13 protein-coding genes and 3 pseudogenes are annotated in these 14,558 nt (G+C 67.0%); 6 read left to right on the forward strand and 10 right to left on the reverse strand.

Annotation, left to right across the window (positions count from 1 at the left end):
- Positions 1-30: 30 nt before the first annotated feature.
- Entirely contained in the window at positions 31-1,056 is a 1,026-nt protein-coding gene (locus tag ACTWQI_RS15670; protein ID WP_443270898.1) for a sulfotransferase domain-containing protein, read from the reverse strand.
- Positions 1,057-1,251: 195 nt separating this feature from the next.
- Here ACTWQI_RS15670 and ACTWQI_RS15675 point away from each other — a divergent pair.
- Positions 1,252-1,344 (forward strand): annotated as a pseudogene (locus ACTWQI_RS15675) (EI24 domain-containing protein); the annotation flags it as partial.
- 1 nt (position 1,345) lies between these two features.
- Here the strand turns inward: ACTWQI_RS15675 and ACTWQI_RS15680 are convergent.
- Positions 1,346-3,571, reverse strand: coding sequence for an endonuclease (locus ACTWQI_RS15680; protein WP_443270899.1), 2,226 nt, complete (start codon positions 3,569-3,571; stop codon positions 1,346-1,348).
- Positions 3,572-4,147: 576 nt separating this feature from the next.
- On the opposite strand from ACTWQI_RS15680, the gene ACTWQI_RS15685 reads away from it, so the two are divergent.
- Entirely contained in the window at positions 4,148-4,441 is a 294-nt protein-coding gene (locus ACTWQI_RS15685) for a hypothetical protein (RefSeq protein ID WP_443270900.1), read from the forward strand.
- An 18-nt stretch (positions 4,442-4,459) separates the two neighbouring features.
- On the opposite strand, the pseudogene ACTWQI_RS15690 reads toward ACTWQI_RS15685, so the two are convergent.
- Both ACTWQI_RS15690 and ACTWQI_RS15695 read right to left on the reverse strand, forming a co-directional pair.
- Positions 4,460-5,318: pseudogene (locus tag ACTWQI_RS15690) on the reverse strand (GNAT family N-acetyltransferase).
- Between the two features lie 259 nt (positions 5,319-5,577).
- A complete protein-coding gene (locus tag ACTWQI_RS15695; RefSeq protein WP_443270901.1) occupies positions 5,578-6,003 on the reverse strand; it encodes a hypothetical protein in 426 nt (141 codons plus the stop codon).
- A gap of 539 nt (positions 6,004-6,542) precedes the next feature.
- Between ACTWQI_RS15695 and ACTWQI_RS15700 the strand changes: the two genes are divergently transcribed.
- Positions 6,543-6,785, forward strand: a complete 243-nt coding sequence (locus tag ACTWQI_RS15700) for a VOC family protein (RefSeq protein WP_443270903.1) — start codon at positions 6,543-6,545, stop codon at positions 6,783-6,785.
- A gap of 169 nt (positions 6,786-6,954) precedes the next feature.
- On the opposite strand, the gene ACTWQI_RS15705 is transcribed toward ACTWQI_RS15700, so the two are convergent.
- A complete protein-coding gene (locus ACTWQI_RS15705; RefSeq protein ID WP_443270904.1) occupies positions 6,955-7,449 on the reverse strand; it encodes a hypothetical protein in 495 nt (164 codons plus the stop codon).
- A gap of 492 nt (positions 7,450-7,941) precedes the next feature.
- Between ACTWQI_RS15705 and ACTWQI_RS15710 the strand changes: the two genes are divergently transcribed.
- Positions 7,942-8,100 carry a hypothetical protein gene (locus ACTWQI_RS15710; protein WP_443270906.1) on the forward strand — a complete coding sequence of 53 codons (159 nt, stop codon included), beginning with the start codon at positions 7,942-7,944 and terminating at the stop codon, positions 8,098-8,100.
- 768 nt (positions 8,101-8,868) lie between these two features.
- Here ACTWQI_RS15710 and ACTWQI_RS15715 read toward each other — a convergent pair.
- Positions 8,869-9,081 carry a hypothetical protein gene (locus tag ACTWQI_RS15715; protein WP_443270908.1) on the reverse strand — a complete coding sequence of 71 codons (213 nt, stop codon included), beginning with the start codon at positions 9,079-9,081 and terminating at the stop codon, positions 8,869-8,871.
- A 180-nt stretch (positions 9,082-9,261) separates the two neighbouring features.
- The gene (locus ACTWQI_RS15720; RefSeq protein WP_443270910.1) at positions 9,262-9,387 is read right to left on the reverse strand and encodes a hypothetical protein; all 126 of its coding nucleotides are present in this window, start codon (positions 9,385-9,387) and stop codon (positions 9,262-9,264) included.
- 119 nt (positions 9,388-9,506) lie between these two features.
- On the opposite strand from ACTWQI_RS15720, the gene ACTWQI_RS15725 reads away from it, so the two are divergent.
- Complete coding sequence (locus tag ACTWQI_RS15725; protein WP_443270911.1) at positions 9,507-9,836, forward strand: rhamnogalacturonan endolyase family protein; 330 nt, start codon at positions 9,507-9,509, stop codon at positions 9,834-9,836.
- A 20-nt stretch (positions 9,837-9,856) separates the two neighbouring features.
- Positions 9,857-11,752 carry a glycosyl hydrolase 53 family protein gene (locus ACTWQI_RS15730; RefSeq protein WP_443270913.1) on the forward strand — a complete coding sequence of 632 codons (1,896 nt, stop codon included), beginning with the start codon at positions 9,857-9,859 and terminating at the stop codon, positions 11,750-11,752.
- Positions 11,753-11,763: 11 nt separating this feature from the next.
- On the opposite strand, the pseudogene ACTWQI_RS15735 reads toward ACTWQI_RS15730, so the two are convergent.
- The 3 genes and pseudogenes from ACTWQI_RS15735 to ACTWQI_RS15745 form a co-directional block, all read right to left on the reverse strand.
- Positions 11,764-11,917, reverse strand: a pseudogene (locus ACTWQI_RS15735) (IS982 family transposase); the annotation flags it as partial.
- A 296-nt stretch (positions 11,918-12,213) separates the two neighbouring features.
- Entirely contained in the window at positions 12,214-13,260 is a 1,047-nt protein-coding gene (locus tag ACTWQI_RS15740) for a glycoside hydrolase family 5 protein (RefSeq protein ID WP_443270915.1), read from the reverse strand.
- 98 nt (positions 13,261-13,358) lie between these two features.
- The gene (locus ACTWQI_RS15745; protein WP_443270917.1) at positions 13,359-14,474 is read right to left on the reverse strand and encodes a glycoside hydrolase family 43 protein; all 1,116 of its coding nucleotides are present in this window, start codon (positions 14,472-14,474) and stop codon (positions 13,359-13,361) included.
- Positions 14,475-14,558: the final 84 nt, after the last annotated feature.

Consider the following 14,558-nt stretch of genomic DNA (forward strand, 5'->3'; position numbering starts at 1 on the left):
GGTGCGGTGGGCCTGCCGGTGGTCGGAGCCCTATGCGCCGTGGAGGACGCTCATCCCCGGTGCGCAGCGCTCACGGAGTGCGGACAACTCGTCTGGTGGCAACCGGAGGGCGGCGCCGCGCTTCCCACCATCGAGCATCGTGCGTCCGGCCTCCAGCCACTCCGGGAGTGCGGCGACGCCGATGAAGTCGGCCAACCGAGAGAGTTCTCCATCCGGTTCTGCGACGAGGTCTTCGTAGGCGAGCGTTGTTCGCATCTGCGCAGGCACCTGTTCCAGGTACGTCATCCCCTCGGTGATCAACTGGGACCACAGGTGGCCAAACCTGGTCAGGGGTATCGGCCGGTCGAGCACCAAGCGGGAATCGAACCGGTCACCCAGCAGTGCTGCCAGGTCTGGTGGCAGGTCCCGGACGTGCTGCGGGGTGAGGTCGGTCAGGGACTCGACTCCGGCCTGCTCGAGGATTTCGCGTAGTAAGGAGATGGTGCGGTAGCCGACGTGGCGGCTCATCGATACCGCGCAGTCCGGACCGTCCCGGAACAGGTGGACGAACCTGGCATAGGGGAATGCCGTGCTCAGTCGAGGTGTCCAATGCAGGGAGTGGCCGGAGCGCTCCACCACCACGTTACGGTCGTACTTGGTGCAGAGCAGGTCGAAGAAGGCCTCGTGTTGCTGAGGAGCGGGACGACGTGGCCAGGCAGCGATCTGGGGTGCCAATTCGTCCAACAGGGCGTCCGGATCGTCAGTGAGGTGCGGCAGCACCATCATGCAGAGGGCGGGAATGCCCGTCGTCTCAGCCGAGAAGCGACCTGGGCGCCGGGGGTAGAGGAACTCCGGCAGCGGGACGCCGCTGCGGATCATCTTGTCGAAGACCGGGTTCGGATCTGCGAGGATCCGCCAGAACTCGATGCCAGATACCGGTTCTTCGGGTAGGGCGCGGGAGTCGAGTGAGGCGAGTAACTCGTTGAGGCTGAGGATTTCTGGGTGGAGGCTCAGGATGCGGGAGAGGGCGCTCGAACCGCTTCGGCCGGTTCCAACGACGAAGGTCAGGGATCGCACGTTGACTGCACCTCCCTATGACGGCGGGGCCACGTAGCGCAGCCTAGTAGGGCTTGGTCAGCTTCCGTCGTCGGAGGCGTATCCAGATGATCTGCTGTGTCATTGAACGGATGTGACGCCTGGTTAGTTGGCTACGGTCCCGGGGGGCGGGGCGGTCAGTCCCCTACGAGCAGGCACCCCTCTACCTGATCCCCAGTCGCGGTGTTCGCCATGCCGGGCGCGGTCGCGGGCGCAACCCTGCTGGCCCGCGACCTGCTCCCGCTGGACGAAGGGACGGCGACAGCCCCGCTCAGGGCCAGACGCCGGAGAAGTCGATTCTCGGAGCCCACTCCGGGTGATCTATCAGGGGATTGCGATTCCCCTGTATCTCCGCGATGGCGGCATTACGGTGCAGCTCGTACTCGGTCACCGGCTCGTTCTCGTGCCAGGCCAGGAGGTCGGGCAGCCGCTCCTCCGGAAACTCACGCGCCGTGTCTCCGACGATCTTGGGGTACCGCAGCAGGAAGTACAGGGTGGCCCTGGCGACGGCGCCCCTGCTGTGCTCGGGTTCGAAGCCGACTTTCTCGCGCATGCCGCAGTCCTCCCGCCGGGCCTCGTCAAAGCCGGGGAAGTCGACGTAGGGGAAGTTGCCGCGGAAGCTGTTGCATGCTGGTTCGCACGCGAACAGATGGTGCAGGTCACCCCGCATGGGCTCCCGCTTGGTGAACCAGGACTGTGGGACGACGTGCTCGCAGTTGAACGGCAGCGACGCTTCCAGGGCGTCCAGCTCCGCAGCGAGCTCGGCCGGGCCCGCCGCGCTCTCGCGGAGGAGGAACTCCTGGAGGCCCGTGAGCCTGGCCGCCTCAGCGGCGGCGTCGGCGCGAATGAGTTCCTCCGCGGTGAACGTCTTGCCAGAGTAGACGCTGCGCAGCAGCCGGTCGGGGTGAAGGTCGACCCACGGGTAGAGCATCCGCCCGGGCTTGTAGGAGGGGCGGCGCTCGTGGGTCTCCTCTAGCAAGTCGGTCAGCGCACGGCGCAACGTGTTGCCGTTCCCGCTGTCGTCGATGCCCGCGTAGTAGGCCTCTTGCGCGGCGCGGTCGGCGGTCCGGTCATAGTAGACGCGCGTCTCCCCGAGCTGGAGGTTGACCAGGGCCGCGTTCAGATCCTGTTCGGCGGTGTCGACAGCGGCAGAGGTTCCGTCCACCCGCCTCGCCGAGGGAAGCGGCGGCGGAAGGGCAACTGCGGGAGCGGTCGCCCAAATTGCAGGCATAACGGTCGCGGATTGGGCAGGGGTGGGCTGTCCGGGGGCGGGCAGGTCGACACCGACGGTGATCCGCAGTGGCACAGTGAGGCCCACGACACCGCCGGAGGCGAACTGTGCCGAACCGTTCGGCGCGAACCCGTCGGCGAGGGGCCTTGCTGCCGCTGTTGCCTGCGGTACCCCTTCCCTCGGCAGCGGGTTGGCCGGTGGCGTGAGCAGCTCGTCCCGCAGCCGGGCCGCGGTTCCGGTCAGCGTGAGCCGGCTCAGCGCTTGCAATACGCGGCTGATCCGCACGCCCTCGTTGGCCTTCCAGGCCAGCCGATGCTCGCCCATCCCCGGCCGCCAGGGCGTTCCTTCGATGGTGAGGAGACGGCCGTCGGTATCGGTCTTCGGGACGGCCGAATGGTGCAGCGCGACGACTTCCCATTGGTCGTTGAACACCGGTGAGCCCGACGAGCCCGGCGCGGTGTCGGTCTCGTAATGGACGAATAGGTCCAGCAGATCGATGATTTGGTTCTCGCGCAGCGCGAGCTGTTTGGGCTCGCCGTTGGGGTGCTGAATGATGTTGACGAATTCCCCGAGGATGGCCTTGCCTTGCGCTCCATCCAGGGGTAGCCAGTTGAAGTCGGCAAGCTGCGCACCTTGCTGATTGCGCTCGGCCACAGCGACCACGCTGAAATCCAGTTCGCGGTCGGTCGCGAAGAACCTCTGTGGTTCGAGCGCGAAGGTCACCGGGACGAGCGGGCGACCGTCGAGCCCCGCCTGGAAGTTGAATTCGATGACGCCGTGGCCTGCCTCCTCCGCGCTTCGAAGCACGTGGTTGTTGGTCAGCAGGAGCGAAGGGGACACCATGAAGCCGGTGCCGTGATGTGTGCCCCCTGGTGCGCTGACGGTCACCCGCCCGATCGACTGGGCCGCCAGATTCCCGCCCTCCAGGAAGGCGACCCCGGTGAGGTTGTTACGTCCCATCAGGCGTTCCAGGCCGAGCACATCGGCGCCGAAGGTGTCCGGTGTCAGCGGGAGAGTGCTGCCCGTGGTCGTGGAGGGCTCCGTCGGTATCTGTTCAATCGACCTGGCGAGTGACCAGTCGGCGTTCAGCCGCGACAGTCGCTTCTTGACCCGATCGGGATCGTCGGCGTACAGCACTCCCCGGCGCTTGATGGTTCTGCGGGTCTCCTCCCGTTCAGCGGTCCGGTTCTGGTAGCGCTCCCCGGCCTTTTCGAGCTGTGCCAAGTAATCTGTTTCCGCCTGGGACACGTATTCCGCGGTGATCATGAATTCCTCCTTCGTCCCTTTGCCCTTCCGCCATTGTGTGCACAGGCCGCCCACGGTTTCTTCTCGCGGCCGTGGTTTCCACTTCAAAATTCGCCTGGTCAACCATCGTCTTCACAGCGTGCGGCGACACGGCCGTGCTCCTAGACTTGACCAGGCGCACGATGTTCTCTATCTGTGTGACCGGCGCCCCCCGGGCCGAGATACAGCCGCGACAGCGGCGAAGAACCGGCGCCGCCAGCGCCAACGGAATCCACGCCAAACGGGCGAGGCACCTGAACACCGAACCAAGCCCGGTTGACCGATGCGGAGCGCATCATCCGTCGGCGTCAGGCGCTGCTGTTACGCGCTCGATGTTGGAAGAGTGCCGCAGGCACGTGATGTCAACGAAGACACCAGCACGCTCCGTCACCACCGAAAGCGAGACAGGGCCGATCGTTTGACAGACCCCCTCGGCCCGATTCCGCCCTCGTCGTCGCTGCTGGAGTCCGAGCACGTGCGCCGCGCGATCGGCGAAGTCAGCGTCCCGTACGGGGTGTGCCAGGAACCGTCGAACGTCGCCGCCGGCGGAACGCGCTCATGAGCCGGGCCTCGTTGCAGTCCGACCTCGCCAACGCCCAAGCACGCAACGCGCGCCTGGCCAGCCGCATGCAACAACTGGAGCGCCGGCTCTCCGAAGCGCTCGGCGAGCAGATCTGGCGCGATTCGGGCCTGGGCGCAGCTGCGGACGTCGAGGAGCTCCTACGAAAGATCACGAGACTGGAACAACACACCGTCGAACTCACGGCTCGCCTGGAAGAACGGGAGGCCGAACTCGCTTCCGCCCGCGCAGCCAACCGCGAGCTGACCAAGGCCTTGAACCAGCGAGCATGAAATGTCTGTCTCTGAACCCTACGAGAAGTCGTACACAGCGAAGTCGGTGACCGGGACGTACCCGATGCGCTGGTAGAGGCTGTTGCTTGTGGGGTTGGCCGGGTCCGCGAACAGCACGACCTCCGTCGCGCCTGCGGCCAGCGCGGCCCTGCTCACCTCGACCGTCACAGCGCCCGCGTAGCCACGACCCCGTAGGTGAGCAGGGGTGTAGACGGGATCCACCCGGACCATGCCGGCAACCATCGAGGTCACGGCCGCCATGGAGACGGGAGTGCCGTCCCGGGTCTCCCAGAACGTGAAGCGTCTGTCGGCGAAGCGCGAGCCAGCCCAGGAGGCGGCGTCCACGGCGGGGACTTCTCCGACGGCGGCGACGAACTCGCCGGTCCAGAGCACGAGTTGTTCATGGTCCTGCTCGCCCACGACTCGACCCCGGCCCTCTGGGAGCGGCTCCGGTGGGGTGAGCGTGCCGAGACGGTACAGACGGAGCCGCTTGCTGAGTGTCGGCGCTGCGCCTGTGTGCCGCTGCCAGACCTCGGCGAAAGCAGTGGCGGTGTCGTGGTCCGCGCTGACGTATGGAAGGGAGTGCCCGAGGGCGGCCAGGTGGGCGGCGAGGGTGTCGGCATGCTCGGGGTTGAGGGGGGTGAGGCTCAGGCCGCGGGACGGGAGGCGGTAGAAGGTGGCGAAGACCTCGCCCGCTCGCTCCAGTCGGCCGAAGGCGGGGGCTTCGGCGCCGTGTGCGTCCGCCCCGCGTATTCGCAGTTTCTCGGTCACTGTCAGCGGCATGGTGTGCAGGGCGGGGCGCGAGCGCAGGAAGTCTCCGGCTCGGGCGAGAAAGTCGTCGACGTCCTGGGTGAGGGGCCCAGTCATCCGGGCGCATGCTTCATGATGATTCCTCATGTTGTAGATGTGCGCCGTGGTTTCCGCCCGGGGCGAGCGGCCCCTTGTCCCGGCCGTGGCCCAAGGCGACCAACAACGACCGTTGACGGCCATCCGTCCGCTGTCCGCCGCAGCTCTCACGATGATCGCCCAAGGTCGCCCGCGGGGCTCGTCAGTCCTCAGTCAGCTACATCGCGGGTGGGCGGTTCACCGTGGCGGAGTGAGTGTCGAGACGTTGTCCGCCTTCTGCCGCCACGGGATCATCCGCCGATCTGCCGGATGACAGACTGGGCCGTGTCGTAGAGCATCTTCGAGATGTTCGACATCATCTGTAGGATCTGCTGCTGCTTCTGTAGCGCCTGCTGCAGGTCGATGTTGGCGAGCTGCGGGCCCGCCATGCCCCAAGAAATGGGATGTGGCGGCAGCAGCGGCGGCCGCGGATACAGGTACGGCGGGACAATGGGATGTGGCGGCACCTGCGTCGGGTCGATCCCGACGGGCCATTGCGGGCCCGGCAAAACGGGATGTGGCGGCAGCTGCTGCGCCGGCGGCTGTAGGTACTGCGGGCCCGACGAGACGGGAAGTGGCGGCAGCTGCGGCTGTAGGTACTGCGGGATCTGCGGAACGGGAAGTGGCGGCAGCGGGGCCGGTGTCGACCAGATCCCGCGCTCAAGCGTCTGTGTCATCGGAATTCCTCCTTGGGTTCAACAAGATGCGGACGAGACGGCGGACCGGAGATCCGAGCCGTCACATCACACCTACGCATCATCAGCTGAAACGCGCTACTTGGAACAAACGCACTGAACGACCGACGAAAGCCATGGCTGACCTGCGAAAATGATGCGCGGCCCGCGCGTCACATGACACGCGGGCGGCCGCCCAGCATTGGGCTACTCGCCCCGCCCCTGTTCGCCCGTCCGGCTGACAAACGGGCGAGCACAGGCGTCGGGGACGACGGCAGCCGCCGCGACGGACAACCCCTACCATGCCCACTCGGTGGCCGCCCGCGCCGCGCACCTGAATACGACCTGGGGGCAGCAGCCGACACCGCTGCGCCCCGTCGCCCCGGCGGCGGGGGAGCGGCACCCCACCGCACATCACTCGCACGGCCTGAATACCTCGCCCCCTGCCGGGTTCTACAATCGGCTCTTCGATACGCAGACGGTCATGGACACCGAGGATGAATTCGGCCCGTTCGTCGTCAACGCGTCCTCGTCCTTCGCCATTGGCTTCCGTACGCACAAGGGCGACTGCCGGCAGGGACTGGTTCGACCCAGCCCGCGTCGGGCTCGACCATCTCGGCTTCCATGTGGCCGACCGGGAGCAGTTGGAGGCCTGGCGGAGTCGGCTGGATGCGCAGCGCGTCACGCACCCGGGTCTCGTTGAGGATCCGTTCGGCATGCACCTCAGCTTCAAGGACCCGGACATCATCGCGCTGGAGTTCTTCTGCCCGGCGCCCCAGGGCTGACCGCTGCGGCGCGGAGGTCGTACGAGAGGAGGCGACCGTGCCCCCGACCTCTGCGGCCGGGGGCGCGGGCCTCCCCGCTTCGAGTACCGGTGCCAGTGCCGGGTCGAGTGCCGGGTGATGGCGGAGAATCAGTGTTCGATGCCGCCGCCTCGTCTCGTGAGTCCCGCCGTCAAACGATGACGTCCACGTCCGGGGCAAACGGACATTCAACGCTCAGATTGACTTCGTTGCCGTCCGGGGTCCTGGTCACCTGGGACCGACATTCTTCCGACGGCTGAGCGGCGGAGTTGGGCTGCTGAGCGTTGGGCTGCTGGCGGTTGGGGTCGGCCTGGGTTTCGGTGGCGTGTGCCTGGGTGTTAGGCGGGATTTCCTGGGTGTTGGACTGCTGGGAGTTGGCCTGCTGGGTTGTGGGATTGGCCGGGGCGCTGAGCTGCTGGTTGTTGGGGCCGGACCTGGTGTTCGGCTGCTGAGCGGTCGGGGTGGGCTGGGTGGTGGGCTGCTGGTTGTTGGGATCGGCCGGGGTTCCGGTGGCCTGCACTTGGCTGTTGGGCGGGTTGGCTTGGTCGTCCGCGGCGGCGTATGCCGCAGTGCTGGGCGCAGCGACAGTGAGTGGGGCTGCGGCCAGGATTACGGCCGCCATCGAGAGAGCGAGGCGAGTCGACATGGAACCTCCTGTAGATAAGTCGACGGATAGAGCCACTCGGTATGGGTCGTTCAGTGCATCGCCGTAACGAATCCAATGTTTGGCACGTGCGCAATTTGTGAGCTTATGATCGTATTGCAGTACGCACCTGCGACACGACTGACGGTTACTCCACTCAGTGGACAGTCCACTCCCTTGAGACCCGCGCGGCCGAAGCAGGGACGGTGCAGTTCCTCCTGCGTTGGAGCAGTGCGGGTGTGGCCGGGTCGGAAGGAGGACTGGGGTACCGAAAGCCCAGAGAACTCACTGCAGTTCCAGCGGCGCGAGACCGCCAGGGCCACCCACCGTGGCCTGCGGTACCCCGGGAACCCGGCCTGCAGCACGGCCGACGACGGGCAGTTCAAGGTCACGGTGCCAAGCGCCCGTATCCGGGTGACGGGCGACCACCGGTAAGAATCGGCGGGCTCTCGTTATCACCAGCGCGAGCCCGGCGACGGCGGTGCCGGTGGCAACGTGCTGCGCGCGGTGGTGATCGCCTGGCCGATCCAGCCCTGGGACAGTCTGCCGATTCCCGACGCCTTCGCCCAGGCGGGCACCGGCATCCGCACGGTCATCCCCGTCCTGGCCGACAGCTGGCACCCGTCGCCTGGGGCGCGGCAGCCGGGGCGGTAGGCCAGTCAGACACGGTGGGCAGCACCGACCCACCTTGTGTTAGCCGTTGTAAGACCGGAAGCAGCGGCCTGATTGGTGCTCTGCCTCTCCTCTCCAGCGCAGGTGGTCCGGCTCCAGCTTCGCGCGGTGAACACAGCAGATGCGCGGTGCGATCCCCGGGCCGTCTGGGGGTCGCCGATCGGCGTGCCCTGGGCCTTCGGTGCAGTCTGCGAAGCTGAAAAGCCAGCTCGTCTCGCCGAGCAGTGACCGATGCGGAGCGCATCATCCGTCGGCGTCAGGCGCTGCTGCTACGCGCTCGACGTTGGAAGAGTGCCGCAGGCCCGGCTGCTTGCTGGGCCCCTCTGTCGGGCCGCGCCCCAATCCACCTCCCCGAGGCAGGCGCACCTTCTTGAAGGAGCGCGACCAGGTCGCACTGACGGCCTTGCCTCCGGCACGGATGGACCGGATCGGCCACTGCAAGGTGACGGACCGGATTGCGCCTGCTGCGGTGAAATTGAGCCACACTGGATACCCCGCGCGACCGAAGTGCTCTCGGCATCGACGACCGCGCCGCTGCAGTCTCGGCAGCCGCCAGACCCGGCCCTGCAACGTGCCGTCTTCTTCCCCTGCGCCTGCCAGTCTCGGCGTCAGCGCCTCGCTGTCGCCGCCAGTGCAGCAGCCAGGTTGCCATTGTGCCGACCGTCGTTGACGCGGTCCTGGGCCGAAGTGCTTGTGGCCGGCTGCGTTCCCCGGGTGGTGCCAATGGCTTGCAGCAGGCCCGGGCCGACATCAGCCCACCCGATCAGCAGCGGGGGGGCCGACCGCATCGAAGGCGGCCTTGCCCAGCTGGCCCGCGAACAATGGATCGACCACATTCAGCGCCAGGGTCATCAGACTGGAAGAGATCAACAGACGACGTGCGGCGCGTAGTTGGTCGCGGCTGGCACCGTGGAGGGCGAGATGCCTGATCCCCAGTAGCAGGCCGAGCACCGGGAGATCCACGGCGGGGGCGACCAGGGTGCCACCTAGGGTGGCACGCCCAGCTGCAGGGCAAGAGTCCACACGTTCCCGAATCCGAACAGGAACGTCAGGCCGACCACCGCCGCCATCATCCCAGTAACCAGGCGGAGCGTAAGCCCGTCTCCGGATCCGCTCGCCCCCGCTCCGGCCGGTGGGTTCGGGCTAGACATTCTCACCGATCCCCATCCGCTGATGGGTCTCCTGGGCGCGTTCGGCCGCCGCGCTGGCCCCGTAGTGGCGTGGCATGTCTTCGAAGGCCCAGCCCAGCAAGAGCATCAGGTCGCCCATCAACAGCTGGATAGGAGAACGCTTTCCTTCCTACGTGGCAACGTTATTGGCTCTTGCACATCAGATTGAAACGGTTCATCGTAACCAGTGTGGTTCCGCGACGAAGCATTGTGTCCGCGGTGGTGATCACCACCCTCCCGGCCTGGCAGCCACCCGCCACCGCGCGGCCCTGGCAGCCGTGTTCCACTCCCCTGGAACATCCCGGCCGCAGGCTCGTGGCGTCGACCACGAGCGGTGGCGTGCACCTGAGCCGGTGCCTGCTCGGCAGGGAGGCCGCCGGTGCCTGTGCCACCGGCCTCGCCGGGCCGGATTTCGCGGTCTACCGCAACGGAAAGCGGATCGCGACCGTCCGCGACAGCACCACGTACCTGGACGCGAACGCGACAACCGGCGCGCTGTACCAGGTCTCTCCTGGCGTGAGCGCCACCGACTACTTGGCCGACTCGTAACCGCACACCTTGGGAGAGACATGATCAATCGGTATCGGACCCGCGTCACCGCGGCACTCACCGTGCTCGCGACCGTGGTGGCGGGGATGTTCACAGCCACCGCGCCGGCCCACGCCATCTACGGCACCGCCGACATCAAGCCGATCGAGAGCAACATCGCCGCCAAGTTCTGGGCTTCCGCCACGGCGAGCAGCGGCTCGTCCACCGCCCGATTAGCAATTGACGGAAACCCGGCCACGTCCTGGTACGCGGACGGCCCCAGCGCCCGGCAGCGGCTGACCGTCGACCTCGGCGGCGCCTACGACAACCTGCGGAAGGTCAAGGTGATCTTCGCTGACCGTGGCGTGGCGTACCGGTACATCATCGAGGCCTCGTCCGACGGTCGCCGGTGGAAGGAGATCGCCGACAGGTCCCGCAGCCGAGCCGCGTCACGGGGAGCGGTGCATCTGTTCACCCGGCCGGGAACGCGCTTCGTCCGGCTCACGGTCATCGGCAAGTCAGGCCACCCCAGGATCGGGGTGAGTGAGATCCAGGTCTTCAACTACCTGCGCGACAACCTCACCCTCGGTGCCGATCTGTCATGGATGGACGACCGCCAGAACCAGGAGTACTGGGTCAACCCCCTGGCCCCCGACAGGGGCGCCGGACCGCACCTGCTCGACGTGGCCAAGGACCGCGGCATGGAGTACGCCCGGCTGCGGATCTTCAACGAGCCGAGGAGCGAAAGCACCGGCGAACCGACGCCCATCCCGCGCCAGGGACCGGAACGCTCGCTCCAGTCCGCACGGTGGGTCAAGGACCGGAACATGGGCCTCGGCATCGACTTCCACTACGCGGACTCCTGGGCGGACCCGAGCAAGCAACCGAAACCGCGCGCCTGGGCCCAGTTGGAGTTCGACGATCTGACCAGGGCGGTGTACGGCTACACCAGCGACTACCTCCGCCAGCTCATCCGGCAGGGCACCAAGCCGGACAAGGTCGCCGTCGGAAACGAGATCATCAACGGCTTCATGTACGGCAGCGAGGCGGCCCTCATCGGCACGACCGCCCCGCCGTACTTCGTCAACCAGGCCGACATCTACCAGTCGAAGCCCGGCGGCGGCCTGCTGTGGCGCTACTGGCAGTCGACCGACCCGGCCGAGCAGCGGCTCTACAACGAGGCGTGGGACCGGTTCACCACGCTGGCCGCGGCCGGGATCAAGGCCGTCCGCGACACGTCGCCGAAGACCAAGGTGGAGATCCACGTGATCGTCGGCACCGGGCGGCTCGCCAAGACCATGGAGTTCTGGCACCAGTTCCTCACCCGAGTGAAGGCCAAAGGCCAGAACCCCGACGTGCTCGCGATCTCGTACTACCCGGAGTGGCACGGTTCGCCCGACGACCTGGACGTCAACCTGCACAAGATCGCGACGACGTACCCAGGCTACGAAATCGACATCGCCGAGACCGCCTACCCCGCGTCCGGCGGTGACGGCTCGCCGATGCCCAACTCACCCTTCCCACGCACCATCCAGGGCCAGGCAGACGCCATCCAGCGGGTCTTCCAAGCCGCCAACGACGTGGTCGGCAACCAGGGCACCGGCGTGCTGGTCTGGGAGCCGGCGGGCTTCCAGCCGATGTTCCGGGCCGTGCCCGAGCTGCCCAACACCTGGGAGCCGCACGCATCGATCAACGTGTACAACGCGAGCCAGGCCAGGCACATCCTTGAAGACACCGTCTACGTCACCACCGGCGTAGGCCGGGTCCCGGCGCTCCCCTCCTCCATCCGCAAACTCACCACCGCGAACAACGCCATCACCACAATCCCCGTTCACTGGCGGGCGCTGCCGGACGGAGCCACCGACAAGCCCGGTGAGGTCGTCGTCGTCGGGACGACGGCTCTGGGCCAGGTCACCGCGGTCATCGACGTCATCTGAGGCCTAACCGGTCAGTGGTCGTAGGCGATCGGGGATCGGGTGACAGGTTGGACGGTGGCGCGGTTGTGCCAGATCGTGGCGGCCAGCGCGAGCAGGCGGTGAGCGATGCGGGCGGTCACGCCGTCGATGGTGCGACCGCCCGTGCGGTTCGAGGTCGAGCCGGCCTCCACGACACCGTGCAGCAGGTGCGGCAAACGCGGGTTTCGCGCACTTGGCGCCGAGCTGGGGATGCACCCGAGGTTCGAACTCGCCGACGTCATCGGCGGTCTTTCAACGCGTTTCCCGTCATGTTCGCCGATGCCTCCGCGATCGCGCGGCTGCGGTCGTCGACGTCGGTCCATTGTCGGCTATTCCCCAGGTTGGCCCCGGCCGCCGTACGTGTACTGGCCGACGCGCGCACCGTTGTCGGTATTCGGCTGTTGGACGTCCACGGCCTTACCGCTCTGGCGCACGTTGATCCTCTAGACCGTTCCCGTTCCTGGCGGAGGCGTGGAGTCGTCGCCCCAGGCATACCGGATCCGGTCGGCGCCGGAGGTGTTGCGGACGGTCAAGTTGAGATTGGTGCCGCTGCCGCTCAGGGCGTACATCGAGTACCAGTCGTAACCGATGTTGCCGGGCTTGCCGCCGAGGGCGGGCCAGTAGGTGCCGCCCATTTGGTTGTCACGCATGACCTGGGCCATGGCGCGGATGTGGCGCACGAAGTTGTCGGAGCTGTTCGCGTCGCCGTAGTTGAGGCCGGTGGACATCGGCGCGCCGAACTCGGTCGCGACCGCGCGGGAGGCGCAGTTGCCCAGACGCGTCTGCATGTGGCTTCGGAAGGCGTCGTAGGTCATCGGGGGGTAGAAGAAGGCATAGTGGTGGAAGGACAGCAGCGTCGAGTTGAAGCGACTGTCGTTGCAGATGTCCCGCAGGTCCTGGCTGTAGCCGGTGCCGCCGATGAGCACCCGGCCGGGCACTGCCGAGGTGTGATAGCTGAGCCAGTTCGCTGCGACGTTGCGCCAGCCCGCCGATGTGTAGCCGTGCGGCTCGTTCATCGGCTCGAAGTAGACGTTGCTGTTCGAGCCATACGTGTTGGTCACGCTGGACCACATCTTGTTCCATGCGGCGATGTTCGTGATCCTGCCGCCGGAGGCGGCGCCGTCCTCCCAATAGGCGAGGATGACCTTGAATCCACGGGCGGTGGCGGCGTCGATAGCGCCGCGGTAGGCGTTCCACCAGGTCGTGTTGGCCACAGTGTGAGTGTTGATAGGCAGCCGGACGGTGTTGACCTCCATGGTGGAGGCCATGTCGTCGTAGAGGGCGTTGGCCTTGGCCCGTACTGTCGCGTTGCTGTCTGACTGGCTCAGGCCCTGCACGACGAGCGGTTTGGTGCTGAAGTTGTCACCCAGCACGGCCCAGTTCATGCCGCGGAATTGGCTGGTGGCGGCATTGGCCGGCGACGCGGAGACGACGGGGCTTGCCACTGCGGTGAGCGCGGTCACCACCAGGGCGATCAGCAACCGGCGCAACGACCGAGTGCTCCGCGATGATCTTGATGAGTAACCATCAGACGCCATGGTCAGTGTCATGAGATGTCCAGTCACTAGATCTAAAATTCCTGGGCTTGTTACGAGTCGCCGGAGGGACCCTCGATCGAGGTCCCGGTCCGGACCGGCACGCCGAGGTTGGGTGAGCCGTCCGAGTTCCAGTTGATCTTCTGAGCCCGCGTGGTGCGGGTGGTGCCACAGCCCTCGCTGGTGGAGGAGTTCGCGTGGTAGACGACCCAGGTTTCGGTGTTGTCGGGTGACCTGACGAAGGAGGCGTGACCCGGGCCGTAGACGCCGTTGGCGTCGCTGCGTTGGAAGATGGGCGTGGACATCTTCGTCCATGAGCTGGCCGACATCGGGTCGCCACCGGTCCAGGTCAGCATGCCGAGCTTGTAGTCAGGTGTCTGACAGGAGCTCGCCGAGTACGTCAGAAATGTCTTTCCGGCGTTGTACACGGCGTAAGGGCCCTCGTTGACCGCCCCGCCCTGCCGCTCCCACGACAGCCTCGGGGACGAGATCCGAACCCCGTTCCGCGAGACCTGGGTCGGCGATGACATCGGGGCGATGAACAGCCCCTGTTCCCCACCGCGGAACGCGGAGTAGACGAAGTGGTTCACGCGGCCGTTGAACCGGACCACGCTGCCGTCGATCGCCCACCCACTGTTGGGCTCCAGGTTGAGGATTCCCCGGTAGGTGTACGGGCCCATCGGGTCCGTACCGGAGCTTTCCAGCACGCCGGTCCGGCGCTCACCCTGGCCCGGCGACGCCGCCGCCGAGAAGTACAGGTACCACCGGTTGTTGATCCACTGCAGGTCCGGTGCCCACATCCTGCAGCAGCCGGGCCCAGGGGCCAGGGTGAACACCGTGTGCTCCGCCGCGGTCTTCAGGCCGGCCATAGTGGACGACCTGCGCATGATGATCTTCGAGGACCACGTCGTGGCCACGTAGTACCAGTTGCCGCCGCTGTACACGATCGAGGGGTCCGCGCTGTTGGGCGTGCCGACGAGGGGGTTGGTGAACGGCGGACCGGGCGCCGCGGGCGCCGCCGAGACCGCGAACGGCGCGGCCGGCGTGGTCGGCGCCGTGTCCAACGGCCCGACGGCGGCCGGTGCCACCCCGGCGGCGAGCAGGGACAGGCCCACGCCCGCCGCTCCGGCCGCGCTCACGCTGAGAAATGTCCGTCGTTGCATGGTCATGGCTGACTCCTTCGGTGCAGGGATGGGTGCAGCGATTGGAGTTCCGGTCGGGTCCGTTGCCGGACTTGTTGATGTCGGCCGGTC

It is taken from the genome of Streptomyces sp. KR80, from assembly GCF_052245555.1.
Classification (GTDB): Bacteria; Actinomycetota; Actinomycetes; order Streptomycetales; family Streptomycetaceae; genus Streptomyces.

What these genes read in the sequence shown, in the direction of transcription:
- ACTWQI_RS15680 (WP_443270899.1), bottom strand. Translation starts at nt 3,571, where the DNA reads ATGATCACCGCGGAATACGTGTCCCAGGCGGAAACAGATTACTTGGCA.
- ACTWQI_RS15685 (WP_443270900.1), top strand. Translation starts at nt 4,148, where the DNA reads ATGAGCCGGGCCTCGTTGCAGTCCGACCTCGCCAACGCCCAAGCACGC.
- ACTWQI_RS15695 (WP_443270901.1), bottom strand. Translation starts at nt 6,003, where the DNA reads ATGACACAGACGCTTGAGCGCGGGATCTGGTCGACACCGGCCCCGCTG.
- ACTWQI_RS15705 (WP_443270904.1), bottom strand. Translation starts at nt 7,449, where the DNA reads ATGTCGACTCGCCTCGCTCTCTCGATGGCGGCCGTAATCCTGGCCGCA.
- ACTWQI_RS15720 (WP_443270910.1), bottom strand. Translation starts at nt 9,387, where the DNA reads ATGGGCGACCTGATGCTCTTGCTGGGCTGGGCCTTCGAAGACATGCCA.
- ACTWQI_RS15730 (WP_443270913.1), top strand. Translation starts at nt 9,857, where the DNA reads ATGATCAATCGGTATCGGACCCGCGTCACCGCGGCACTCACCGTGCTC.
- ACTWQI_RS15745 (WP_443270917.1), bottom strand. Translation starts at nt 14,474, where the DNA reads ATGACCATGCAACGACGGACATTTCTCAGCGTGAGCGCGGCCGGAGCG.